Origin of the sequence: Vibrio sp. 10N.261.46.A3 (genome assembly GCF_041472995.1) — a bacterium.
Lineage (GTDB): Bacteria > Pseudomonadota > Gammaproteobacteria > Enterobacterales > Vibrionaceae > Vibrio > Vibrio coralliirubri.
On record NZ_JBFRRH010000025.1, the window covers coordinates 50,085 to 72,014 of the forward strand.

Annotated in this window: 27 protein-coding genes; 17 read left to right on the plus strand and 10 right to left on the minus strand. The window is 43.9% G+C overall.

Going from position 1 to position 21,930, the window contains the following annotated elements; translation table 11 throughout:
• Window positions 1–136: 136 nt before the first annotated feature.
• Together AB4484_RS06430 and AB4484_RS06435 are read right to left on the minus strand one after the other, a co-directional pair.
• Window positions 137–769 carry a peptidase M15 gene (locus tag AB4484_RS06430; RefSeq protein WP_372077114.1) on the minus strand — a complete coding sequence of 211 codons (633 nt, stop codon included), beginning with the start codon at window positions 767–769 and terminating at the stop codon, window positions 137–139.
• A gap of 29 nt (window positions 770–798) precedes the next feature.
• A complete protein-coding gene (locus AB4484_RS06435; RefSeq protein ID WP_372077115.1) occupies window positions 799–1,242 on the minus strand; it encodes a hypothetical protein in 444 nt (147 codons plus the stop codon).
• Window positions 1,243–1,572: 330 nt separating this feature from the next.
• Here AB4484_RS06435 and AB4484_RS06440 point away from each other — a divergent pair, with 330 nt between their 5' ends.
• A complete protein-coding gene (locus AB4484_RS06440) occupies window positions 1,573–1,965 on the plus strand; it encodes a hypothetical protein (protein WP_060468118.1) in 393 nt (130 codons plus the stop codon).
• 182 nt (window positions 1,966–2,147) lie between these two features.
• Entirely contained in the window at window positions 2,148–2,354 is a 207-nt protein-coding gene (locus AB4484_RS06445; RefSeq protein ID WP_060468117.1) for an antitoxin Xre/MbcA/ParS toxin-binding domain-containing protein, read from the plus strand.
• 381 nt (window positions 2,355–2,735) lie between these two features.
• On the opposite strand, the gene AB4484_RS06450 is transcribed toward AB4484_RS06445, so the two are convergent.
• The 3 genes from AB4484_RS06450 to AB4484_RS06460 all read right to left on the minus strand — a co-directional run bounded on the left by AB4484_RS06450 (window position 2,736) and on the right by AB4484_RS06460 (window position 5,331).
• Window positions 2,736–3,170 carry a hypothetical protein gene (locus AB4484_RS06450; RefSeq protein WP_372077118.1) on the minus strand — a complete coding sequence of 145 codons (435 nt, stop codon included), beginning with the start codon at window positions 3,168–3,170 and terminating at the stop codon, window positions 2,736–2,738.
• A 27-nt stretch (window positions 3,171–3,197) separates the two neighbouring features.
• Entirely contained in the window at window positions 3,198–3,668 is a 471-nt protein-coding gene (locus tag AB4484_RS06455; RefSeq protein WP_372077120.1) for a YHYH domain-containing protein, read from the minus strand.
• Window positions 3,669–4,569: 901 nt separating this feature from the next.
• Complete coding sequence (locus AB4484_RS06460; RefSeq protein WP_372077121.1) at window positions 4,570–5,331, minus strand: transporter substrate-binding domain-containing protein; 762 nt, start codon at window positions 5,329–5,331, stop codon at window positions 4,570–4,572.
• 288 nt (window positions 5,332–5,619) lie between these two features.
• Here AB4484_RS06460 and AB4484_RS06465 point away from each other — a divergent pair, with 288 nt between their 5' ends.
• The 4 genes from AB4484_RS06465 to AB4484_RS06480 all read left to right on the plus strand — a co-directional run bounded on the left by AB4484_RS06465 (window position 5,620) and on the right by AB4484_RS06480 (window position 8,771).
• Window positions 5,620–6,669 (plus strand): HlyD family secretion protein, encoded by a 1,050-nt coding sequence (locus AB4484_RS06465; RefSeq protein ID WP_372077123.1) that lies wholly within the window; start codon window positions 5,620–5,622, stop codon window positions 6,667–6,669.
• Window positions 6,670–6,738: 69 nt separating this feature from the next.
• Window positions 6,739–7,755 carry a DUF2955 domain-containing protein gene (locus AB4484_RS06470; RefSeq protein ID WP_372077125.1) on the plus strand — a complete coding sequence of 339 codons (1,017 nt, stop codon included), beginning with the start codon at window positions 6,739–6,741 and terminating at the stop codon, window positions 7,753–7,755.
• Window positions 7,718–8,185, plus strand: coding sequence for a MarR family winged helix-turn-helix transcriptional regulator (locus tag AB4484_RS06475; RefSeq protein WP_017062227.1), 468 nt, complete (start codon window positions 7,718–7,720; stop codon window positions 8,183–8,185). The genes AB4484_RS06470 and AB4484_RS06475 overlap by 38 nt, the downstream gene beginning before the upstream one ends.
• 52 nt (window positions 8,186–8,237) lie before the next feature.
• Window positions 8,238–8,771, plus strand: coding sequence for a lipocalin family protein (locus tag AB4484_RS06480; protein ID WP_372077126.1), 534 nt, complete (start codon window positions 8,238–8,240; stop codon window positions 8,769–8,771).
• Window positions 8,772–8,841: 70 nt separating this feature from the next.
• Here the strand turns inward: AB4484_RS06480 and AB4484_RS06485 are convergent, their stop codons facing one another.
• Window positions 8,842–9,180: a hypothetical protein gene (locus tag AB4484_RS06485; protein ID WP_050650325.1), complete on the minus strand. Its 339-nt coding sequence runs from the start codon at window positions 9,178–9,180 to the stop codon at window positions 8,842–8,844.
• Window positions 9,181–9,416: 236 nt separating this feature from the next.
• Here AB4484_RS06485 and AB4484_RS06490 point away from each other — a divergent pair, with 236 nt between their 5' ends.
• The 5 genes from AB4484_RS06490 (at window position 9,417) to AB4484_RS06510 (ending at window position 12,638) form a co-directional block, all read left to right on the plus strand.
• A complete protein-coding gene (locus tag AB4484_RS06490) occupies window positions 9,417–10,250 on the plus strand; it encodes an AraC family transcriptional regulator (protein WP_050650324.1) in 834 nt (277 codons plus the stop codon).
• Window positions 10,251–10,354: 104 nt separating this feature from the next.
• Complete coding sequence (locus tag AB4484_RS06495) at window positions 10,355–11,083, plus strand: AzlC family ABC transporter permease (RefSeq protein WP_372077127.1); 729 nt, start codon at window positions 10,355–10,357, stop codon at window positions 11,081–11,083.
• 2 nt (window positions 11,084–11,085) lie between these two features.
• Window positions 11,086–11,415, plus strand: coding sequence for an AzlD domain-containing protein (locus tag AB4484_RS06500; RefSeq protein ID WP_372077129.1), 330 nt, complete (start codon window positions 11,086–11,088; stop codon window positions 11,413–11,415).
• A 62-nt stretch (window positions 11,416–11,477) separates the two neighbouring features.
• Complete coding sequence (locus tag AB4484_RS06505; RefSeq protein WP_372077131.1) at window positions 11,478–11,783, plus strand: NIPSNAP family protein; 306 nt, start codon at window positions 11,478–11,480, stop codon at window positions 11,781–11,783.
• An 81-nt stretch (window positions 11,784–11,864) separates the two neighbouring features.
• Complete coding sequence (locus AB4484_RS06510; protein WP_372077132.1) at window positions 11,865–12,638, plus strand: viroplasmin family protein; 774 nt, start codon at window positions 11,865–11,867, stop codon at window positions 12,636–12,638.
• Window positions 12,639–12,823: 185 nt separating this feature from the next.
• Here the strand turns inward: AB4484_RS06510 and AB4484_RS06515 are convergent, their stop codons facing one another.
• Entirely contained in the window at window positions 12,824–13,972 is a 1,149-nt protein-coding gene (locus tag AB4484_RS06515) for a glycosyltransferase family 4 protein (RefSeq protein ID WP_050634766.1), read from the minus strand.
• Window positions 13,973–14,288: 316 nt separating this feature from the next.
• Here AB4484_RS06515 and AB4484_RS06520 point away from each other — a divergent pair, with 316 nt between their 5' ends.
• The 6 genes from AB4484_RS06520 (at window position 14,289) to AB4484_RS06545 (ending at window position 19,286) form a co-directional block, all read left to right on the plus strand.
• On the plus strand, window positions 14,289–15,215 hold the full coding sequence (locus tag AB4484_RS06520) for a glycosyltransferase family 2 protein (protein WP_372077134.1): 927 nt from the start codon (window positions 14,289–14,291) through the stop codon (window positions 15,213–15,215).
• Between the two features lie 156 nt (window positions 15,216–15,371).
• A complete protein-coding gene (locus AB4484_RS06525) occupies window positions 15,372–16,808 on the plus strand; it encodes a lipopolysaccharide biosynthesis protein (RefSeq protein WP_372077137.1) in 1,437 nt (478 codons plus the stop codon).
• A gap of 114 nt (window positions 16,809–16,922) precedes the next feature.
• The gene (locus tag AB4484_RS06530) at window positions 16,923–17,276 is read left to right on the plus strand and encodes a hypothetical protein (RefSeq protein WP_372077139.1); all 354 of its coding nucleotides are present in this window, start codon (window positions 16,923–16,925) and stop codon (window positions 17,274–17,276) included.
• Window positions 17,277–17,384: 108 nt separating this feature from the next.
• A complete protein-coding gene (locus AB4484_RS06535) occupies window positions 17,385–17,999 on the plus strand; it encodes a LysE family translocator (protein WP_372077142.1) in 615 nt (204 codons plus the stop codon).
• A gap of 36 nt (window positions 18,000–18,035) precedes the next feature.
• Entirely contained in the window at window positions 18,036–18,812 is a 777-nt protein-coding gene (locus AB4484_RS06540; protein WP_372077145.1) for a phosphotransferase, read from the plus strand.
• A 39-nt stretch (window positions 18,813–18,851) separates the two neighbouring features.
• Window positions 18,852–19,286: an N-acetyltransferase gene (locus AB4484_RS06545; protein WP_048609286.1), complete on the plus strand. Its 435-nt coding sequence runs from the start codon at window positions 18,852–18,854 to the stop codon at window positions 19,284–19,286.
• A 42-nt stretch (window positions 19,287–19,328) separates the two neighbouring features.
• Here AB4484_RS06545 and AB4484_RS06550 read toward each other — a convergent pair whose 3' ends face one another.
• The 3 genes from AB4484_RS06550 to AB4484_RS06560 all read right to left on the minus strand — a co-directional run bounded on the left by AB4484_RS06550 (window position 19,329) and on the right by AB4484_RS06560 (window position 21,762).
• Window positions 19,329–19,796 carry a DUF3429 domain-containing protein gene (locus tag AB4484_RS06550; RefSeq protein WP_048609287.1) on the minus strand — a complete coding sequence of 156 codons (468 nt, stop codon included), beginning with the start codon at window positions 19,794–19,796 and terminating at the stop codon, window positions 19,329–19,331.
• Window positions 19,793–20,338 (minus strand): glutathione peroxidase, encoded by a 546-nt coding sequence (locus AB4484_RS06555; protein ID WP_017096041.1) that lies wholly within the window; start codon window positions 20,336–20,338, stop codon window positions 19,793–19,795. Before AB4484_RS06555 ends, AB4484_RS06550 begins: the two co-directional genes overlap by 4 nt.
• A 104-nt stretch (window positions 20,339–20,442) precedes the next feature.
• Window positions 20,443–21,762 (minus strand): ABC1 kinase family protein, encoded by a 1,320-nt coding sequence (locus AB4484_RS06560; RefSeq protein WP_372077149.1) that lies wholly within the window; start codon window positions 21,760–21,762, stop codon window positions 20,443–20,445.
• Window positions 21,763–21,930 lie beyond the last annotated feature (168 nt).

The window sequence follows — 21,930 nt, forward strand, 5'->3', positions numbered from 1 at the left end:
TGTCGCATGTAATGACGCGTGTCCTGCCGAATAGGCAGCTAAGAATAGGCCAGGAAGAAAGCAACCTTCCTGCTGAACAAGCAGTTAATAATCAAAACCATCAAGTTTAGGCTTGATGGTTTTTTGTCTTGTGGGGTTAGTTTGGCACAAGGCTGTGAATGAATGCTGCGTATTCCTGATGGTGGGAGCCGTGGTGATTGTCATAAGAAGGCTTTGTTAGAACCCCTTTGCCTTCAGGAATATAGCTGCGTATTACTTTGCGTGGTTCGGATTCGCGCCAGGTGATATTGAATGCGGCAAAAGTAGGAAAAAAACAGATGTCAGAGTAATCAGGAATATTGTCATGAATCCACCACGCCAGTGCTTGCCAGTGGCCTGTTTCGTCATAATAAGGAATAAAAGAATTCACTACGATACAAGCTGTAGCCCCTAATAGGCCATCTTTATCCTTGTAATCCCAAATATGACCACCATAGTTTTTATCATTTGATGCGCAATTATACTTCTTTTCATTTCCTATGTTATTAACTAGTGGTGAACGATAGCCAGATCGAATACTGATCCTGCCAAATTTATTGCTTATTGGTTCTAGTATCTTCTGGCAAAGGTTTCTACCCGATTCTATAGCTATGTCAGGGTAATCCGGAACATTGGTTAGCTGCTCAATTTGTGCTATTTCAGAGTGAAGAAAGTCCCTCATAAAAAAGGAAGGAGATAGGCGCACGCGCCCGAGTTTTTCTAGGTTGGCTACCGTAGTCGGAGTTTTCATACTTGAACCTTTTTAACCTGTCCTGTTTTCTAGTGAAAGATCTTGTTTTCATACTCTCGTACATGAACTTCAACAACACTCCAAATGCGCACAATTTCACCCCTAACATCAAATACTTTCGCATGATTGTGTGGGGCGATACTTTTCATTTGATTGAAGTTGGGTAGGAAAGTTTTCATGTCTAGAAGTTGGTTCTGAAGCATCGTGATAGTTATAGGAGAGTGGCCTTTACGCTCTAGGGTTAAATAAGCATTAAGGATACGACTATTGATTTGGTCTTGATGCAAAGCCCAGCGTTCCAGTCGGTGTCTCACTTTATCTTTTTCATCGAGATATTCTTCGGACAATGTTTTAGGTGCCTGAGCATGCAGGGTTTCAATATTAGTTTTGATTGGCTGTATCGCAGGCTCTTTTGGATGGGGAGTAGCTTTTGTAATCCACTTCCTAATCAAAGTAATGAGTGTTTTTAACATGGTTGGAATCCCAACTTTCTGACTGTTATAAAGATAGTTGGGATCTTTTAACTTGTCTGTCTAATGACGCTTTTTCACCAGCATTAGAATTGACGAAATTCTGAACTTTGTTTATCTTTATATGAACACGACTGATTCACTCACGATACGTGAACGCTAGTATTAATAGTCAAGGTAACCAAACGGTAGAAGACTAGGGGCAGCTCCCATTGCTAGTTGATGAGACCTCAATAGAGCCATCGTGAATCCTAATTGAAGCTCTCCCCAAAGGGAGGCTTCGCTGGCTGTCTTGTGCTAAAAAGACACTCAGCATGTAATTAGGATATTACTATGCCTGTAAAAACACTCCATACTTCCTCTGAAGCAAAGAAACACTACAAAAGTATCTCCTACGAAACATTATTGGCTAGTTGGCTATTACAAGACGGTTGGGAAGTCTTTATGCCGATGATCGATCATGGAATGAAGACTGATGTACTGGTTTCTGATGGGAATAAGTTCTATCGAATTCAAGTGAAATCGGTAGAGTGCTTTGATGAAAACACCGTTGTTACTGACCAATGGCAGAATACACAGATTGATTATGTAATATATTTCTCAAGATGTTCAAATTGGGGATATATTGCGCCGCCTTTTAAGGGAAAGAGGAAGGTTAATCACCCCGAGCATATAAGATTTCACCAACACTCCAAGAACTTCTTAAAAGCTTTCGGGCGAGCTTAGTAAACTCTATTCAGGGTGAAAACCGTGAAGAGCTTTGTTGGCACTATTGTGCTGACTCGTCTCTGCCCCATTTTTGTTGAGCTAATTACTATCTATAAGTTAGCTAATCATTATTTGACCAACTTTTCCTAATTTAGGTATGGTGTATAAGACTTATCACATAAATTTAGGTGGAGTTTAAGGTGAATAAAGAAGCCAAAAAGAATTTTGATAAAGTATTTCAGGCTACGTTAGCACTGTTTGGGAGTGACGCAGCTGCTAATCACTGGCTTAAGCACCCAGCTCGAGGGCTTGGCAACAAACGACCAATTGATATGCTTTCGACAGCCGAAGACACCAAGGCTGTACTCAATTTGATCGGCCGTTTAGAGCATGGAGTGTTTTCGTGACCTTTATTACTACAAGCTTTTGCCCCATTTCGTGCTGGCTACTAGGAAGAAATCCTTCTCAGTTGCTTTCCAACTCATAAGAACTCCTCGCAGTTGAATTGTTGTCAAATTTGCAATATTTGACTGAGCGATGAAAAAGTTCAGTTGTTGCTGATTCTGCAAAAGCTCCCACCTGCTCCAATTGTGCAACAGCTTGTTGCACAATTATCCTAAAATACTTCTGCCCTTTATCGTTTAATGGACTGTGTCTCTAACGCAAGGACGAGACGAGTTTGGATTACATTTTCTAATTCTTGAGTGTGTATCTAGTAACGACTTACACAGGAGTGACAAAACTTCCATGGTATGGATACCCCTTCAGGACGACATTGTTGTTTTTCATTATTTAGCAGCCGCTCTAAGTTCCGCAAGTTCTTTCTCAAGCCTTGCTTTTGTTTCGGCCATATCCTTTTCAACGTCCATGTTTGCATCATAGGTCGGCAAACTTGCGGCGTAGTCCATACACTGACCGAGTGTGTAGGCTTGAGCACCAGCCTCAATATCATCAAACGCCTGAAACATTGCTTTGTTGAAAACCTCACGCTCGGTTGAGCTATATTTGAACTTGCGCTTAAACTGCTGCTGTGAGTCGTTCATTGCGATGACTTCTTTCCAATAGGCTTTAACTAGTTTTTGATTTCCGACCCTTTCTAGACTGATTAGCTGTGCACAATATCCCTGCGTGTAACCGGCCAGTTCAATTTCTGAAAAGCTGGTTGCGGAAGCGGTGAGAGATATCGTTGTCATTAGTGCCGTTACTAGTTGTGGTTTTTTCATGGTTATTCAACCTATGTAAGTAGATAATTACTTTGAACGTAAACTAAAAAGTTTTTCCGCACGGTTTAGAGCGTCGCTTGAACCAGTTAGGTCAACGTCAACATCATGGCAAGTGAAACCTGACAAATCCCTAACCTCGATAAGTGATGTATTACAACGTTTGTCATCAGTCACCCAAACATAACCTTCCCAACTTGTGCGGTAGAGTCTTATTTCAACACCAATCTTGCGAATCACCAGCAAGTTGCTTGCGACATCAGCGTTGACAGTCCAGCCATGATAATCCTGTTCTGTAAGAAACATTTCATTAACCATGTTGTATTCTTCAACACTCAAACCGCCGCCAGAAGATGAACCTCCGTAATTACGTTCGCCGCTGTGACAATGGTATCCGCCCGTCGCATACTCATTGTGACAACCGTCAGCGTTAAGAGCTCCACCGTGTGCAAACGTTAATCCTGAAAATGTAAGTGCTAGTAGTGCGATTAACTTCTTCATTGTCTGTGATCCTTAACATCGTTGTGATGTTTCTAATGTTTGGTCATTTCTTCCAGGCGATTTCGACTTTGGTACCGTTTGTAAGGGTCAACAACGGAGTTAATTATCTACATAGGGGTTAACCACGCTTACCATTTTGCGCCACCGTATACATAAGAGTGATGGGAAAATCCGGTAATCAATGGCTTAAATAATGGGAATGAAATAAATATCTAATGGGAGGTGTACTTAACATCAATTCTCACACGTGGGGATGAGAATGGTACAGCTCTGGTTTTGATTCAACTACGAGGAAGATACCAAAAACAGTATTGACACCAAGGGTAAAAACCACAAGTTGACTACTCGTTGTTACAGAGTAAATCCTGAGATCATTGACGCCTTTGATTATCCATGTATTTTGGCTCGAAAGACCAGATAGTAGATTGCGGGTACCTACAAAGGAGACCTCTATTTCAACGAATTGATAGGGGTATTTTCATTAAATTGACTCAGCGAGCTTTATCCGTTTTGATATGTTAGGCTCGATCAGTCATTAAGGTCTTATGATACATTTTCTAATCTGTAAGTTCTGTTCTAGAGCAATCAATCTAACAAGATTCTGTCCAAAAGTTTGTTACACGCATGCTCACTATGCCTCTCGGAGGGCTCATTATGGTGTGGTAATTTTACTACGTTGAATTTTAGTCGTTGTTCAAATTTGCAGACTTTCGATGCAATGTTATGCGAACTTATGCTGCAAATATCATCTTAAGTAATTGATTGTCTGTTTGAGCTATGCAGAGTTATGTTGCAAGCATCACCTTAAAAAAGCCGCTCTTTATGAGCGGCTTTTTGCTATCTGAAGCTTTTTAAAGTGAACAACAGTTCGCAATTAGTTTAGTCCACACTGCATACCAAACTATTCGTAAATGCTGTATGAAAAATACTTACTTGCGATTTTTTGATGCTGACCATTGTCGATCAAGCGCTGGATACCGTCATCAATAAGATCTTTGAGTTCATTATCTTGTTTTCGTACCGCGACACCAATACCGCGCCCAAACCATTTTTCTTCTGTAAATTTAGGACCCGTAAAGTGGTAGTCCTTACCTTGCTCCGTTTCAAGAAAGCCCGCATTGAGTCCCATAGAACCACCAAACACGCTATCTAGGCGCCCGTTGAGTAAATCGGTAAAGGCTTCGTCGAATGATCCATAACGCTTGATATCTACATTTGGGTAGATCTCGGAAAGGTATTTGTCACCAATGGTAGCGCGCTGAACCCCAATTGTTAGTTCATTTAAGCTGCCGTCATCCATATTGATTTCACGCCCTTTTGCCATGACAAAACGAGTGGGAACTTTAGCGTAAGGCATCGTGAAGTTAACTTTCTTTTCTCGCTCTTCAGTGATAGTCATCGCAGCAATGATTGCGTCGTTTTTTCTGCTTAAAAGCGAAGGGATAATCCCGTCCCAGTCAGTTTTTGAGATAACGCATTTTACTTGTAGCTCAATACATAGAGCATTAGCCAAGTCGACTTCAAATCCTTCTAATTGGCCGTCTTGTGTCGTCCAGCTGAATGGTGGGTATGCTCCTTCCACCGTAAATCGGATTTGCTTCCAATCTTTTGCGTAAGTAAATACTGAGAAAACACTGACGAATACAACAAATATCCACTTCATTTTTATTTCCTTATAGTTTTAATGGATAAGTATGGTTAATCAAATGTTAAAAAATATCAATGTTAATGCATATCATTGTGAGCAAAGGCATTAGATAACTTCTGGAGCTCTTGCTTCCCAAACTAATTACACGACTTTTTCTTATCTAAATTTATATTTATATCTTTCATAAACAGTAGCTTGCTGTACTTCTCGCAAGATCTTTAAGATCCTCACCTTTGATTTATGTTGTATCTGAAACAAAAAATCAATACAATGAGCGCATTATTTTGTTGCAGGTGAAACATTGTGGCTAATAAAGCGTATCAATGGATGCTCTATCTAACACTTGGCACCAGTGCCTTGTTTGCTCTTTTCTTGGTGGCAAGTGACAACCTTGCGCCGTTCACAACTCAAGCTCAATTGCACATTCCAACCAGCCGTATTGCTGCAGAAGTGTCGGCGCCAGTGGTGGAGTTGGCTGTTAAGAATGGTCAGGATGTAAAAAAAGGGGACGTGCTAGTTCGCTTAGATCCAACTCGTTTTGAATTGGCGTTAACTCAGGCTGAAGCGGCTTTGGTTGAAGCAGAGCAAAGCTATGAAGCAAACAAGCAGCACTTGCATGGTGCAGAAGCGACGTTACGTCAGCGCCAACACGAAGCTGTGAATGCCGAGAGAAAATTGAAGCGTAACCAGCAATTGATTTCGAGAAAGCTTGTTAGCCAAGAAACGCTAGACGATAGCCGAGCGGACACGATTGTAAGACAGCAAGCCGTCGAAGCTGCGCAAGCCGATATTGAGCAGATAAAAGCTGAGCTTGCGAAAAGCAGCGACAACGGTGCTTTGGCCGTTGCTCGAACTCGCGTTGAACTGGCGCAATTGGATTTGGACAAAACGAAAATCGTCGCGCCTGTTGATGGCGTAATCAGCAATCTCAACCTTAACTCAGGAACCTATGTTGGCGCTGGCAGCCCCGTTTTGTTTTTGGTTGATCGCCAGCATGCTTGGATTAACGCAGACTTCAACGAAAAGGGCAGTGCAAATCTGACTGCGGGAACAACCGTTCGTTTGGTGTTTGATGCAATGCCTGGTGAGGTGTTTGAGGGAAATATTCAAGGTCGTGAACTGGCTATCTATGATGCGAGCAGCGACAACAGCGGCCTCGCGAAAGTCGTGAACGATGATCGTTGGATTCGAGACCAACAAAAAGTGCGTACACAAGTAACGCTGCCGTCACTTGATCACTCATTGTTCTCAGGCTCTAAAGTGAGCGTGATGGTGGTGCCTGAAGCGACGTTTTGGGATGTGATCGGAAGTGCATGGATGGAAGTGCTAGCTCGCATTCGTTACCTAGTTTAACTGTGCTCTTCAATCATCGACTAACTGACTACCCACTAACGAAATAACGATTTACGACCTAAGAGGCAGATGATGAATAACGAAGTTCGAGGCCCGATTAACTGGTCTGAAGTAGCTTGGATCAGCGCTATCGTGTCTTTGGGTATGTTGGCTCAACTTTGGCTACAGCTAGGTGTTGCGGCGTACCTCGCTCTTTATCCGGTAATGGCGGCGACCAAGATTAACGACTACTCAGTGAGAGGTATGCTCAAAGCGTTTCTCCCTATCTTGGGTGTCGCTTGTGTGGCTCTGCTTGTCGATCAGTTATTTGCTTCACACCCGACAGTGGTTTGGGGGATCAGTTTATGGGTATTTGATTTAGCAAGAAGGTGGGCCGACACGCCTGCCAAACTTGGGAAAATCTACATCCCATTGCTCAATTGGTTTTTGGTGATTGTGTTTGCACAACATGGCCCAATGCCGATGACGGACTGGGTTCGCGATATAGCAGTGAGCATGGTGACGACCATGGTTGTGGTGAGATTTGTGATGCTGTTCTTAAAGCCGCCCAAAGCGATGCCGCCGCTGCCAATGCAAAGTGTTCCTGTAACGTACCAGCAGCGAGTGATATATGTGGTCATGCTTGGCGTTGGTTTAGCATTTTTGATGATGGTCGATTTGATTGCCGCGACGTTCTGCATGATGCCTGTGATTATTGCGGCTGCGCAAAGTGAACGCATGAACTATCAAATGGTGGTGAAAAACTGTTTACAAGCCCACGTTGGTGGTTGTGCATTGGCGTTGGTCTTCGTCACCTTGTTAGCGGGGCAACACTCCTATAATTGGGTGTATATCATTGGACTCACAAGCTTGGTGACCATGATAGCAATTTGGATCAGCGGCAGTCGTGGTGGCGTGCGAGGTATGCATACTGAAGCGATGTTAGGAACTATGCTACCATTGCAACTCTATGTTTCAGCAACCGATCTTGGTTTGCAAGATACCTACTTTCGTGCAGAGTTAATGTCCATCGTGTTGGCATTATTAGTGGTCTGCCAAGGAATTATATATGGAAAATCAACCAGCATTATCCATCACCGGAATTGATGCACTCGACAGCAATCCTATGTTCTTAATGGGCTTTGCTTACAAACAGTTTCGAGCTCAAGTCACCGCTGAGATGGGCACCACTTCGGGCATTTCTCTAGAGATGTTTGGTGCGCTTCGAGTGTTAGATAAGCATGGCAAAATAACTCAGCAAGAGTTAACCAATTACTTGCTTCGAAATCGCTCTGTGACCAAGCGTTTGGTTGATAACGCGATTAAGCTGAACCTTATTGAGGCCAGCAAGAGTGAAACGAACAAAAAGGTAAAACTTCTTTCTTTAACGGAAGAGGGCAAGAAGCTTGCCGAATATTGTGAGCCTATGGTCGATAGTATCAGCGAGCAGTTTCAGAGTGCGTTGAGTGAAGACGAATCCAAGCAGTTACAGACCTTGTTGGCTAAGCTTGTAAAAACAGACCAATTCGTCGACTGATTATGCGATCGAAGGTGTGGGTCTAATAACAATCGAATAAAGAGTAAGTGACATGACATACAAAATATTAGCGATGCTAATGATTAAGCTGTTGTTTACGTTTCGTGGCAGTAAACCCACGTCTAAAATTCCCGCCTCTGACTTTGATGCCGAACGCTTCGCTGGTACATGGTATTCCGCTTGTTATATCCCGCATCCATTGCAATCAAAGCTCGGTTCTTTGTCGTTTAGCTTTTTATTTGAATCTGACGGTAATCTTAAGCTGACAACTCGAGGCTACAACGCGAAAAAGAATGAGTGGAAGACCAAAGAACGAGCCGCAACATTTAAGGGCTCTCAAACCGAAGCGTGGTTTTCAGTCGAAGCGAATAGCCCTTATGAGAAGCAGAGAAAGGTGATTTTCTTGAATGAAGATTACACTCAGGCTTTGTTGGTGGGTCCTACCAAAAATACCTTACAGATCTTGTATCGCACTGCAGAGTTCACCAAACAAGACTTAGACTCGCTGATTGAACGGGCGCAGAGCATGGGTTTTAAAACCAGTAAGTTAGTTCGTGTGTCACAACATATCAATGATGTGCCTTAACAATAAAGTAAGTTCGGCTAGTCCTGACTAGGTAGCTCGGCTAATAAGCAAACAACATTGCTAACCCGTCCTAATTCGCTGGCAACACCACTGCAGACGCTTCTTCGTCTGAATCTTCTTTGTCTTCTACTTGGTCAGCAACCCAATCAATTGTCTTTGTTAGATAAAGCTTGTTGGTTTCGGTATCGCACCAACTCTTGGATAATCCTCTTCGATTGAATTCACTGCCAATTGCTGCGAGTGTCTGGTTACTTGAGCGCCCGTAATACAAGGTGTCGCACAGTTGCAGGTTCGACATCGATTGTGGGTATGTATTAACCGACGAGGAGTTCATGCTCAGTGCTTTGGATTGATTGTGCGTACAGCCTGTAAGGCTCAGGAAAAAGAAAAGGATTAGCGTATTTTTCATGGTGTATCAGGTCTATTGCCGATGATTTGAAGACAGTATTGGCGTGTATGATTAAATTATTGTCAATTTTTTGCCAACTAGTTATAGACCAAGACTTTCCTCCCAGTTAGAAAGCGTTATTAAGCCAACGACAAAAACGGTATTAACAAACAAAAGCGCAATTTTGTACAAAAGCTGAAAGAGACTATAGAGTAGACTGATAAGTCGCTCGATAATCAACAGGCTTGGGAATTGTTATGGAGAACAAGAAACACTCTAAAGAAAAGGCCGAATATAAGATAACCGAAGAGCTCGGTGGCCTTGAAATTCTTAATGCTGAATACGAAAAGCAGAACTTCTCGCGCCACAGCCACGAGGGCTATACGCTGGGAGTCATCGAGCAGGGCGCTCAGCGTTTCTATCGAACGGGCGGACATCATATTGCGCCACAAAATGCGATTATTCTGGTCAATGCCGACGAAGTTCATAGCGGTCACTCTGCTACTGAGGGCGGTTGGGCGTATCGAGCCATGTATCCACTCCCAGAGCAACTTGCCAAGATAACTCAAGAGCTTAACCTACCGAATTACGGCGCACCTTACTTCCCAAGAGCGGTTGTTGAAGACCCTGAACTCGCTAATCAATTGAGGTTGGTCTTTAACACGATCGATGAATCCGACAATCGCCTGTTAAGAGAGACCTTGATGTATGGGATGTTGGTTAAGCTGATTAGTCGACATGGAAAATCGCCGCTTAACCCTCAACTCGATGGGAAAACTCAGCGCCAACTTGTCTTAGTGAAAGAGTTCTTAGATGACTTTCCACAAGCCGATGTGTCCCTAGAAGAGCTATCTAAGTTAGCGGCATTAAGCCCGTTTCACTTAGTGCGTTCTTTCCAAAAAGAATTTGGTCTTCCGCCACATGCGTATCAAATCCAATCTCGGTTAAGGCTTTCTCGTAAGTTATTGAAGCAAGGGCATACCATTTCTGATACCGCGCAAGAATGTGGCTTTCATGATCAAAGCCATTTTCATCGACACTTCAAAAAGGCCAATGGCTACACGCCGGGGCAATACATTAAAATGCTCTAAATCGGACACCTTAATTCGTTCGCGAAATCGAGCAAGTTTGTACAATCGAACCGACTCCACTCTTCTTACATTGAATAGCAAATGTGAAGAGAGAAAAGAATGATATGGATAGTGAAACAATGGATAGACGAACACAGTTATGGAAGGGCGTTTTAGCGGGAATGCCTTTGAGTATTGCGGTCATCCCTTGGGGAATTCTTGCGGGCTCATATGCGATAGATGCCGGATTGAATCAACTTCAAGCGCAAGCGATGTCGGCTATTCTATTTGCTGGCTCAGCACAACTTGTTGCTGCAGGTATGTTTAAAGCGGGTATTGGTTTAGGCACTATGTTGTTGACCACACTGTTCATCACCTCAAGGCACTTTCTGTATAGCGTATCGATGCGTGACAAAATCAGCCATCTTCCTGCGCGTTGGCGTCTATTACTCGGATTTTGGCTCACCGATGAGCTGTTCGCGATTTGTAGTGGGCAGTCTCAGCAAGAGTTTAATCGCTGGTATGCTGCGGGTGTAGGCGGCGGTTTTTACCTCGTTTGGAATATCGCGAGCTTCGTTGGCATTGTCGCGGGAAGCCAAATTCCTTCGCTTAATGAAATTGGGCTCGATTTCGCGGTCGCAGCAACCTTTATCGCCTTGGTGTTCCCATTAATCCGAACTCTACCCGTCGTAGTGTGTGTGGTGGTTTCATTGGTCACTTCGGTTGCCATGTCGGTTAACAATATTGAGGGCGGGCTAATGATTGCAGCGATTGCAGGTATGTTAGCGGGCTTTTTCAGTGAATCGTTCCAAGAGCGAAACAACGGTAACAAGACAATCGTGGAGGGGAAATAGAGATGATTTGGTTAAAGATATTACTCATGACTGCGATTGTTTTCTTTAGTCGGTATCTGTTTCTTGAGCCTGCAATCCCGCTTCGACTCAATCAAACCGCAAGGCGCCTATTACGCTATTCGAGCCCCGCGGTGCTGACTGCGATTTGGGGGCCAATTGTATTTGCTCCTGAACAAACATTTTGGCCAAGCCTTGAAAACCCATACTTGATAGGCGCGGTGGTCACAGGTCTGTTGATTTGGAAAACAGGCAATGTGCTACTAACGATCGGCGTTAGCATGGCGGTGTTTTTGTTCTATAACCTTGTCGCGGTTGATTACCTTTTCTCGTGAGCTTCAACTTCAATGTCAACTTAGGCTTTGTGTTTCTCCTATTATTTAAGGGCTGTATAAATATGATTACTTGTTATGTTCGATATATGATTGATCCTAAAAAGGTAAATGAGTTTGAGGCATACGCAAAAATGTGGATTCCTCTGGTCGCTAAATTCGGGGGCCAACACAATGGTTATTTCTTACCGTCGGAAGGGGCGAACAATATTGCCTTGGCGCTGTTTACCTTTGAAAGTTTGGCTGCCTATGAAGAGTATCGGATTAAATCGTTGAACGATGCTGAGTGTATTAAAGCGTTTGAATTTGCAGACGAAGTTGATTGCATCGTGAGTTATGAACGCAGCTTTTTTAGACCTGTTTTAGAGTGATAGACCTTGCAACGTATAGCGTGGTGGCATCTAATGTACTGATTCACGGTTTGTGTGTTTAGGTTTTGGTAAGGAGTTAGTTTGGCTAAGAAATATTATGTGGTTTGGAAAGGTCGCACACCGGGTATTTTTACCACTTGGAATGAGTGTAAGTCTCAAGTCGATGGCTTCGCTGGTGCGAGATATAAATCGTTTCCAACACTAGGCGAGGCTGAGTCTGCTTTCGGTGGTAAAACGTCGTCTGCGTCAGGTTCTACTGCGACAAAGCCAAGCTCTGCGGGTAAGTCGACGAAAGCTAAGGTGCCGCCTCTTTCGGAGCAGCAAATCACAGATATGCTTTTTGATATCAAGATCTTTACCGATGGTGCGTGTGAACCAAACCCTGGTGAAGCAGGGACGGGGTTAGCGGTCTACCAAAACAACCAATTAACAGAATTGTGGTATGGCCTATATCAACCTGTTGGTACCAACAATACCGCCGAGCTACATGGGCTTAAGCAAGCGTTTATTCTCGCGAAAGAGAAGTTAAACGCAGGCCTCTCTGTTGCGATTTATTGTGATTCTAAGTACTCAATTGATTGTATTACTAAGTGGGCAACGGGTTGGGAGAAAAAGGGCTGGACTAAGTCGGGCGGCGAGATCAAAAACCTCGATATTATTAAGCCTGCGTATGCGCTCTACCAAGAACTGGCTTCAAAAATTACCATCTACCATGTGAACGGTCACGTTGGAATTGAAGGTAATGAATTGGCCGATAGAATGTCGATTGTGGCTATTTCATCGAAAGAGCAACAACTCGCTCAATATCGTGACATCGAAGATATTGAGTCTATTTTGACACTGCGAGCAGGCTAGTTTGGCTTCTTAATGAAAAGCTACTGAAAGCATAAGTCGCCATCATTGGGCAGTGCTAAGTTGAGCGTTACATTTCAAATGGATGTAGCGCTCTTTTGTTTTTGTGGTGCTCCGTTTTCTTATGGTGCTTAGTAGTTCTTGTGAGGCGTAGCGGTCCTTGTGATGCTTACTGCCTGAATTAATCCTTATTGAGCCGGGTTCTCTATCCAACGAGATAACTGCTGAGCTTGTTTTATCGAGTTAAAACTGTCTTTCACTCTCTCACGCGCCTTTAACCCCATCGATGCTTTATCGTTGCTGCTTAGCTGCGCGAAACGCTCAATCGCTTCTCTTAATTCTTCCACGTTTTTTTCGCTAACCACAAAACCTGTCTCTGGTGAGACGATCTCTTTGCACCCCATGATGTTGGTGGTAATGACTGGCGTTCCCACGGCCATCGCTTCTTTTAAAACCAGAGGCCCTGTATCCACACATCCGGTTTCGGAAAAACAGAAGGGCGCGATTAGGCTGTCATAGTTCGATAGTTTTTCTTTTACCCATTCGTGAGGTTTCGCGCCAAGAAAGGTCACGTTTCGAGCAAGTCCTTTTTCTTTGACCTGCAATTTTAACTGTTGCTCTAAATCGCCCGTACCGATGATATCGAGATGAATGTCGAGAGGTTCGGCAATCGGCGCCAATGCATCAATAAGATGGTGGATGCCTTTTTGCTCCACTAATCGGCCAAGGAAAACAAAACGAAGTTGCTTCGCTTCGGTTTTTGGGTTGAGTTGGAATTGTTTGGTATTAACTCCGCAGTGCAGGAGTTTAATGTTTCCTTTCGCCATGGTGTTGAAGTCAGCAAGCATGTCTTTACACACAGCAACCACAAAATCACTCGACGATATTTTATGTTCAATGTCATAAGCGAACTCGTAAACATCATGACCATGAGCAACGAACGAACAGGTGATATTCAGCAGTTTTGCCGCGACGATGGCGTGAGCAGTGGTGTGCTGACAGAAATGCGCGTGAACGTGTTCGACGTCATTTTCCGCGAGTTGCAGCGCTAATTTAAACCCATAAGCGAACAGTGACTTTTTGGGCATGCTGGTTTGCTTAGAAATAAATGAGACAGCCTTGATGAAACCTATCCAGTTAATGCTGGCGACTTTCCCCTTCCGAACATTTTTACCTATTTCGACAATGTCGTAGTCGAACTGTTTTTCACTGTTTTCAATTTTGAACGTCATGACACAAACATCGTGCCCACACGCTTTCACAGAGTCGACTTCTGTTTGAATGAAGGTCTCACTGAGTACTGGGTAGGTTGGCGCCACAAATGCTACTTTCTTCATTCCTTACTCCTCAAATCCATATGACTAAAGCTATCAAGCCAAGGTAATAACCAATAAAGCAAGATACGAACCAAGATCGAATCGTAGCTTTGGAGGGCTTTCTGATTGCTTTTCGAAGGTTACCCCTTAAGAGGTGGCTCGTTTTCTCAAATTGATAATCAAATTGGAGTTGCAGTTTTTTTGAACATCTGTGTTTGGTCGTCATTTTGAGAATGGACGCGTAGGTGGCTGATCTAGATGTGATTTCATAGCAAGACACTCTCGGCATAGAACATGCAACGTCAGCCATATAACGTATAAATCTGAGGGCGTCATTATGGCTAAAGTAAGTGTTGTTATTCCTACCTACAATTGTTTGGATTACCTGCCGAAAGCGATTGGCAGTGTACTAAAGCAGACTCATCAAGATGTTGAGCTGATTGTCATTGACGATAACAGCAACGATGGAACGTCGACGTATCTTGCTTCTATAGACGATGAACGCATTATTACGTTGTCCACATTGGGTGTTGGTGCGCCTCAAGCGAGAAACCTAGGGATTGAAAAGGCGACCGGTGAATACATCGCTTTTTTAGACGCAGACGACTTCTGGTTTCCTGAAAAAATTGAGCGCCAACTCGAATTTCATCAACGTTACCCTGAGCTTGCGATGAGCTTTACTAACTACGAGCATCTTACTGAAGATTACCAAGTGATAGTCGACTGCTTTAGTTACTGGTCGCAGTTTCAAGATCAAGATGAGCTGTTCATCAATATCGAGAACCCGTTGGAGTTCATCATTGAAAACAATGTGATTGGAACATCAACGGTCATGGTGAAAGCAGATGTGTTTTCTCAAACAGACAGTTTCAATGCTGACATCAAGTATGGGGAAGATTGGGAACTGTGGCTTCGAATGAGTGAAAACCATCAGATCGGTGTGTTGAACTCGGTGCAGGTTGGTTACTTGATGAGAGCGAGTTCAGTAACCCAAACTGAAAGTCTTAAACTGAGAAATTTACAGTCTATAGAGACTATTCTTCAACATTACCAAAATGACAGTCAACGATGGAATTTACCCACTTCCAGCTTAAAAATCGCAAAGGCGAGAATACTGGAAGGCTACGCTGACTATTATCGAGGCTTACAACAAAACCGATTGGCCATTTCATACAGTATCCGCTCGCTAGTTTTGGCTCCGCAAAAACGAACGTTACGACATCTTCTTGGAGACTGTAAGAGTTTCCTAATGCCTGCATTGTAAGGAATAGGTGTCTGCTATGGGGTCACTAAAACAGTCTGCCTATTACGCCATTGGCATTGTGATGATGAAAGGGATCTCGCTCGTGATGATCCCGACATCTTCTTGGAGACTGTAAGAGTTTCCTAATGCCTGCATTGTAAGGAATAGGTGTCTGCTATGGGGTCACTAAAACAGTCTGCCTATTACGCCATTGGCATTGTGATGATGAAAGGGATCTCGCTCGTGATGATCCCCTATATTACTCATAAGATGACGTTGGCTGAATACGGTTCTTTAGAAGCCATTGTCTTGTTGGCTGACATCGGGACGATCTTATTTAGCTTTGGCATTGTTGAAGCCATGTATCGATATGTTGGCGTTGCTGAGGGTGAAGAAAAGAGAAAGCTGGTATCGAACTGTTTCACGTTGAGTGTCTTGGTCTGTGTGCTTGGAGGGGCTTTAATTGCTCTTAGTATGCCGTTGTTGTTGCTGATGCTTCCCGTCGAGTTCCAACCCTATCAGATCCTAATTCTGTTAATACCGACCATGTTAGATGGTGCGATTTCTATCCCGCTCACATTGATGCGAATGAATGCGATGGCTAAGCGCTTTTGCATGCTCAATGTAATGAAGGCGAGTGTGCAAGCTGCTATGACGTTTGTACTGCTTGAAGCAGGTTATGGCATCGATGGTGTACTCATATCTGCCGCTGTTTCGAGTGTGTTGTTGATGCTGTGTTTACTGCGTTACCAATGGCAGGAGATGGGTTCATTTGGCAGCCTCAAATACTCCGCTAAGATCCTGAAATTTGGATTGCCCACGTTGGTTGGTGGCGCTTCAATATATATGATTACAGGGCTAGACCGCTGGGTGATGGCAAGCTTTGTTGGCGTTGAAGAACTTGCGATTTATGCGGTCAGTGGCAAGTTTGCGTTGCTTCTGGGTTTGCTACTGCAGCCTTATGCTCTGTGGTGGTTTCCAAATCGAGTGGCCATGTTACAACAACCTGATGGTAAGAAAGAGTGTGCGCACAGAGCGCTGGTCGGCGTTAATCTGGCCATTGTGTTGGGTTGCTTGATGATCCTCACTGTACCTGGTTTTATTACTTTGATTCTGCCAAGCAGTTATCAATATGCAGGCACGATTGTTGTAGCACTCTTGGCGATTGGTGTAATTAAGAACGCTGGGGATTATCTCAATCTTGGCTGTTTCAGCGGTCACTCAAGCCAATCGCAAATGTGGATACAAGGCGGGTGTGCGATTCTAGCTGCGATTGGTTATTTTGTTGTGACACCTATTTATGGAGTGTGGGGCGTTGTGGTGGTGCTTTGTGGTACTTACGCCGTGAGACTGTCACTGCTCTATATCGTGAGCCAAAAAATGGAGTACTTGCCTTATGATCACCGAAAATGGGTGGCTGCGCTGAGTATCGCCATACTTGCCATTATTTGTGATCGAGTTCTTGGCTTGGCGCTGGTTGATGTTCATGATTTTGTTTTAGGCAGTTTTGTGGCGATAGTGACGTTAGTGGCCTTCATTCGATACTCTGTTATCCCAGTTCCACAGGGGCTTCTCGATAAATTGATGTTAGGCAAGCATTCACATGTGGGTTGAATTCGTGTCACCCAGCACTGGGCTTTCTAATCGGCACTCTTAAATATAATAATTCTTGATAATAAAACGCTGTTCATAATGGTTCTGATTAGATAGTATTTATAAATTCAGTGAATGCTAACGATGGAAAGATATATGAATAAGTGGATGCTGCTCCTTTCTCTGTTTTCAGCGGCCTCATACAGCGCCTCTGATTTTTCAAGTGAGGGTATTGCTGTTCCCGACTTCAATTCACCGGATTTCAAGCCGCCAGAAGTTTCTCAACAGGAACAACACAACATCGTTTGTGAAAGCGTAGTCTGCAATTCAACATCTGCACGTCAACCCGTTCCTGTTGTTGGTGAAGTGCCCGATAGAGAGCCTAATCAAACTATCGAAACCCTTGCGAGTGCCATTTACATAGTGGGTGAAATGGGGATTGCAGAAAACTTAGCGACACCAGAGTACGAGAAATTTTTTGAGAATTAGTTGAAAGGATACGACACTAGGATTGGTACTGGTTTTAATAGCTGCTATAAAGGTCATATTTCATTCAATGATACGACAACCTTGGCATATTGAGACTAGGAAATACCAATGGAAATATGGAAGTTGCTGCTGTTTATCCCCGCTTGTTTTGCGCTCAACATGACTCCGGGCCCAAATAATTTGTTATCAATGAACAACGCCCGTTGTTACGGATTTCAGGCCGCCTTTGTCGCCGGACTAGGAAGAATCCTCGCTTTTTCTGGCATGATTGCTTTGGCTGCATCTGGCTTAGCGGTTGTACTTTACACCTCTGAAACGTTGTTTTTCCTTATCAAGCTATTTGGCGCGATGTACCTGTTATGGATCGCGTTCAACCTATGGCGATCACAAGCTAGCCCGGTCGCGGATATCGAACGAAATAAGAACTGGTTTGGTCTGGTTAAACAAGAATTTGCACTCGCTTCTGGCAATCCAAAAGCGATACTCATTTTCACTGCATTCCTTCCTCAATTTGTTGATGTTTCAGCGGATGTAAATACTCAATTCTTTGTTTTAGGAAGTACATTCTTAGTATTAGAAATGCTCGCGATTTCTATCTATGCGGCGTTTGGTTTATATCTACGAAGTTGGTTTTCAAAACCTCAAATGGCCAAGCGCTTTAATAAAGCATGTTCTGTGTTTCTTGCCTTATCTGGTGCGAATTTGCTGGTAAGCCGTCAGTAGGGTTCGTTCTGTTGTTTACATGGATAGAAGGATGCGATGAGTAATCAAGACCTTTCACAAATGGGCGCTGCGCAGGTTTCTTTAACTCAGCGTAATGGCGTTCCTTGTATACATAAACAAGGGGCTGGCGAGGTTGAAGTCGCTTTTTACCAACACGCAGCGCAGCATCTTGATGGAGTGAATACGCCTCGGCTTCTTGCGGTCGATGGCCGTGATCTTTATCTCGAATACATACCTAATTCGGTTTGCCTTACTGAGCTGCAAACGACAAGTGATGTATTTCATCAGCTCGCGAGTATTCATCGTTCTCAATATCGACCAACATTTGAAGTTAAGCGCCATCAATGGAGTTTAGATGACACTACGGCGGCTTTATCTTCCCTACAGTTGCCTCAAGTTACGCAAGACAGTCTTAAGTACATTCAATCGCAGAGTGATGCTCTTTTTAATCATGACACGTTAATTTCGGGTGACTCCAATGAAGGGAATTGGGGAAGAAGAGATAACGGTCAGCTCGTGCTGTTTGATTGGGAGAGGTTTGGCTTTGGTAGCCCCGCGATAGACTTGGCGCCACTCGTTTCTCAAATGGGTACTCTGCAAGATTATGAGCTGATTATTGAACAGTATCTTTGCCATAACACCTTGATTCCGCGTGAAGAATTAATAAAGCAATTGATCATCGCTAAAAGCTGGATCGTAATAGAAGTCACGAATATATTAGTCGGTCGTAACAACCCACAAGCTTCCAAGTACATCAATTGGTTTGGAGAGCAATTGCCAACTTGGCTGGCTTCAGTTGAAGGCCAGTTGTAGCTGAATCGCGGTTGTAGGTATTCTATTTAAGGTCGATGTATGAATGTTGTTTGTGCGGAAAAACAAGAGCTCGCTAATATTTACCAATTGGAACATGCTTTATTTGGCGATCACGCCTATCCGTTGTTTTTCTTTCGTCAGGCATTTGATTGCTGGGGGAAGGGCTTGTTGGTGGCGAAACAGGATTCGCAGGTTGCGGGCTACGTGTTAATGACGCCAACCGACAAACAACAAGAGTATTGGGTTTTGTCACTGGCTGTAGATACTGCTTACCGAGGCATGGGGATTGGCCGTTCATTGATGCAGCAGGCGATAGAAACATTGCCACAAGATTCCAAGCTGTTGCTTACTGTTGATCCAAATAACAACTCGGCTTGTGAGCTGTACTTGTCGATGGGGTTCGTCACCATCAAGGAAGAGAGCAATTATTTCGGTGACGATGAGCCTCGTCTGGTCATGCAGCTCATCGTCTAGTTCCCGTTTCATTGTGTCTATCTAGGTGCAGGCATCACGCGCTTAGGTCAACATTACGATACCGTGCATCAACACCACGCTAGAGGTCAGTCGGGTTCGCATATCAAAATAGCCGTCTGGGCCTTCACTTTGGTTCTCTTCTCTCATTGACCTCTCCGCTCGCCAAACCGCAATGTAGCCAATGATAAGAATCAGAGTGGTGAGAAACTCTTGTTGCTCACCGAGTAGCACCGCTAGCCACGCAGCTAACACAATAACATTGCTTAGAATCAGAGCCTTGTTGCTGGATTGGCTTTCGAAGTTATCTATCCCATTGCCCCACAAGATGCCCGACAAAAAGCTCAAGATAACCACGCTGTAGGTGATGAAGAGTGATTCTCCGCTAAAGCTAAAGAATTGGCTGTCGGTGAGTGATAACAGTAGGCCGAATAAAAAGGGGATTAAACCCATATAACCGAGCTTGGCCATGGTGTTGCGTGTTTGAGTTGTCTCCAAGTAATCTGACCTCATAACTGCTGCTCTATTGCATTTTTGAGGGTACTACTGGTTGGCGATGTAGAACTCGGGAAGGTTGCTATCACTTTGCCTTCTTTGCTGACCAAGAACTTGTAGAAATTCCATTTTGGTTTGATACCGGCTTGTTGTTGGATTTCGGCAAAGACTGGATTTGCGTTTGGCCCTGAGAGTGAAGCGCGCGCCATCATCGGAAAAGTCACACCATAATCTAGGTAGCAGATTTTAGCGGATTGCTCCTCGCTTCCTCTGTCTTGGCGAAAATCATTGCTTGGGAAACCAACAACCGTGAACCCTTCATCTTTATACGTTTGGTGAAGCTGCTCAAGTTGCTCGAACTGTGGCGTGAAACCGCATTGGCTTGCCGTATTTACAATCAATAAAGTCTTGCCTTGAAACTCTTCACACAGCTCAATTTCTTCGTTTGAATTTAACAGCCTTTGTTTGCCATTGAGTATCTCAGGGCAGCTTGCTGAAAAAGCGAATGAACTTGTTAGGCTCGCGATTAGGGCGGTGGAGCACAGCAGTGAATGTTTCATAAGTCTGACTCATTTTAGTTGGCGTAACTGTTATTACTGTTCAACGACTTAAAATGATCACTTTAAAGACCAGAATCGCTTAAGTATCAGCTGTCGTTTAAGTGTCAATTGTCGCTTAGTAAATAGGGCTCCACCAAGCGTCTGATGTTTACCTTGGCTCCAAGACGAGATGCCAGCAGGTACATGCCTCCGATCTTTCGGTGCAGGAACAGCGCATCGGCTGGTGGTGTGTGCCAATACTCTTGTTCCATGCTCAATATGGTGCCTGCTTCACGAAGCCTTTGTGCTAAACCACTGGCTTTGAAGTCGTAATCTTCATCGACAAGCATGGGTTCACACGCCATAGTCACTAAGTTGAGAATCGCTTGGCGCTGGTCTGGGAGGATGGTCTCGCTAAAAAATCCAATTTGCTCTAGGGCTTTGTTTAACCCCTGCTCATCATGATTGACTACAGATGTGAAAGCCATGCGATAACCATCACTGAAGCGGTCGCTGTATTCACGGGTGGCACCGAAATCCAATAAGCCAATCTGTCGTGTTTGTTCCACATACAAGTAATTGGCGAAGTTGGGGTCGGTCTGCACCATCTTAAAATCGAACAATTCCCTGAACATGAGTTCGAGCAAGCTGTGCATCACAAAATCTCGTGTACTTTGATCAGAACCTTCAATTTGCTCTATCGAAATGCCCTCAATGAAGTCCATGGCGAGCACCGATTCTGATGAGATTTGCGTATGAATCTTAGGCACGACGAAGTGAGAGTGCGCTTTTAATGCATTTTGATAACGAGTCGCATACTCTGCCTCGCGAGCATAGTCGGCTTCATCATGTAGTTGTTTTTTTGCCTCTTCTAACAAGCCTTTGTAATCGACTGACTTTGGTATCAACCCAACAATATTGAGCAATGTACCAACGTTGTCCACATCACTGTCGATGCTTTTTCGAATGCCAGGGTATTGGACTTTGACGGCGAGTTTGTCTCCCGCATCGCTATAGGCTTGGTGAACCTGGCCTATAGATGCGCTGGCAATAGGTTTAAAGTTGAAGGAAAGGAATTCGGCTTTCCAATGGCTCCCGAGCGCGCTTTCTAACACTTGGTTGAGCTGCTTTGTTGGCAGAGGATCTGCGTCTGAGCGCAGGCGAGAAAGAATGTCGGCTAATTCAGGTTCTAAGACATCGCCTGCATCCATTGATAGCATCTGCCCCAGTTTCATTGCTGCACCGCGCAGGTGTGCGAGTTGATCGGTGAGTCGAGCAATGTTTTGTGTCGTTAGCAGTAAGTCTTTTGCTTTAGGCCTGTTGCCTTGTGCTATTTGCTTGGTACCTTCCGTTAGCACATTACCCGCGACCCTTGTTGCCAGCGAGGCAAACTTACTGAATCTAGAAATTCGATGAGTGGGAAGGTTTCTCTCTTTTGCCGACATAAAGGTTCTCACTTAGTTATCAAGACTCACTACAAAGTTCTATAAATCATTACCCAACCGAATGTTTTGTTGTGGTAACTTGTCTCGCGAAACAGTAAACAGAATTTAAAGGACAAAACATGAAGTTTATTTGGTTAAAAGTCGCGGTTACCGTTTTAGTTTTTGCCG

Excerpts from the sequence above, each read along its gene's own strand:
- AB4484_RS06550 (WP_048609287.1), bottom strand. The coding sequence starts at position 19,796 with ATGAGGTCAGATTACTTGGAGACAACTCAAACACGCAACACCATGGCC.
- AB4484_RS06535 (WP_372077142.1), top strand. The coding sequence starts at position 17,385 with ATGGAAATATGGAAGTTGCTGCTGTTTATCCCCGCTTGTTTTGCGCTC.
- AB4484_RS06520 (WP_372077134.1), top strand. The coding sequence starts at position 14,289 with ATGGCTAAAGTAAGTGTTGTTATTCCTACCTACAATTGTTTGGATTAC.
- AB4484_RS06545 (WP_048609286.1), top strand. The coding sequence starts at position 18,852 with ATGAATGTTGTTTGTGCGGAAAAACAAGAGCTCGCTAATATTTACCAA.
- AB4484_RS06560 (WP_372077149.1), bottom strand. The coding sequence starts at position 21,762 with ATGTCGGCAAAAGAGAGAAACCTTCCCACTCATCGAATTTCTAGATTC.
- AB4484_RS06540 (WP_372077145.1), top strand. The coding sequence starts at position 18,036 with ATGAGTAATCAAGACCTTTCACAAATGGGCGCTGCGCAGGTTTCTTTA.
- AB4484_RS06530 (WP_372077139.1), top strand. The coding sequence starts at position 16,923 with ATGCTAACGATGGAAAGATATATGAATAAGTGGATGCTGCTCCTTTCT.
- AB4484_RS06460 (WP_372077121.1), bottom strand. The coding sequence starts at position 5,331 with ATGAAGTGGATATTTGTTGTATTCGTCAGTGTTTTCTCAGTATTTACT.
- AB4484_RS06490 (WP_050650324.1), top strand. The coding sequence starts at position 9,417 with ATGGAGAACAAGAAACACTCTAAAGAAAAGGCCGAATATAAGATAACC.
- AB4484_RS06450 (WP_372077118.1), bottom strand. The coding sequence starts at position 3,170 with ATGAAAAAACCACAACTAGTAACGGCACTAATGACAACGATATCTCTC.
- AB4484_RS06505 (WP_372077131.1), top strand. The coding sequence starts at position 11,478 with ATGATTACTTGTTATGTTCGATATATGATTGATCCTAAAAAGGTAAAT.
- AB4484_RS06515 (WP_050634766.1), bottom strand. The coding sequence starts at position 13,972 with ATGAAGAAAGTAGCATTTGTGGCGCCAACCTACCCAGTACTCAGTGAG.
- AB4484_RS06480 (WP_372077126.1), top strand. The coding sequence starts at position 8,238 with ATGACATACAAAATATTAGCGATGCTAATGATTAAGCTGTTGTTTACG.
- AB4484_RS06475 (WP_017062227.1), top strand. The coding sequence starts at position 7,718 with ATGGAAAATCAACCAGCATTATCCATCACCGGAATTGATGCACTCGAC.
- AB4484_RS06470 (WP_372077125.1), top strand. The coding sequence starts at position 6,739 with ATGATGAATAACGAAGTTCGAGGCCCGATTAACTGGTCTGAAGTAGCT.
- AB4484_RS06435 (WP_372077115.1), bottom strand. The coding sequence starts at position 1,242 with ATGTTAAAAACACTCATTACTTTGATTAGGAAGTGGATTACAAAAGCT.
- AB4484_RS06455 (WP_372077120.1), bottom strand. The coding sequence starts at position 3,668 with ATGAAGAAGTTAATCGCACTACTAGCACTTACATTTTCAGGATTAACG.
- AB4484_RS06440 (WP_060468118.1), top strand. The coding sequence starts at position 1,573 with ATGCCTGTAAAAACACTCCATACTTCCTCTGAAGCAAAGAAACACTAC.
- AB4484_RS06500 (WP_372077129.1), top strand. The coding sequence starts at position 11,086 with ATGATTTGGTTAAAGATATTACTCATGACTGCGATTGTTTTCTTTAGT.
- AB4484_RS06495 (WP_372077127.1), top strand. The coding sequence starts at position 10,355 with ATGGATAGTGAAACAATGGATAGACGAACACAGTTATGGAAGGGCGTT.
- AB4484_RS06525 (WP_372077137.1), top strand. The coding sequence starts at position 15,372 with ATGGGGTCACTAAAACAGTCTGCCTATTACGCCATTGGCATTGTGATG.
- AB4484_RS06430 (WP_372077114.1), bottom strand. The coding sequence starts at position 769 with ATGAAAACTCCGACTACGGTAGCCAACCTAGAAAAACTCGGGCGCGTG.
- AB4484_RS06485 (WP_050650325.1), bottom strand. The coding sequence starts at position 9,180 with ATGAAAAATACGCTAATCCTTTTCTTTTTCCTGAGCCTTACAGGCTGT.
- AB4484_RS06555 (WP_017096041.1), bottom strand. The coding sequence starts at position 20,338 with ATGAAACATTCACTGCTGTGCTCCACCGCCCTAATCGCGAGCCTAACA.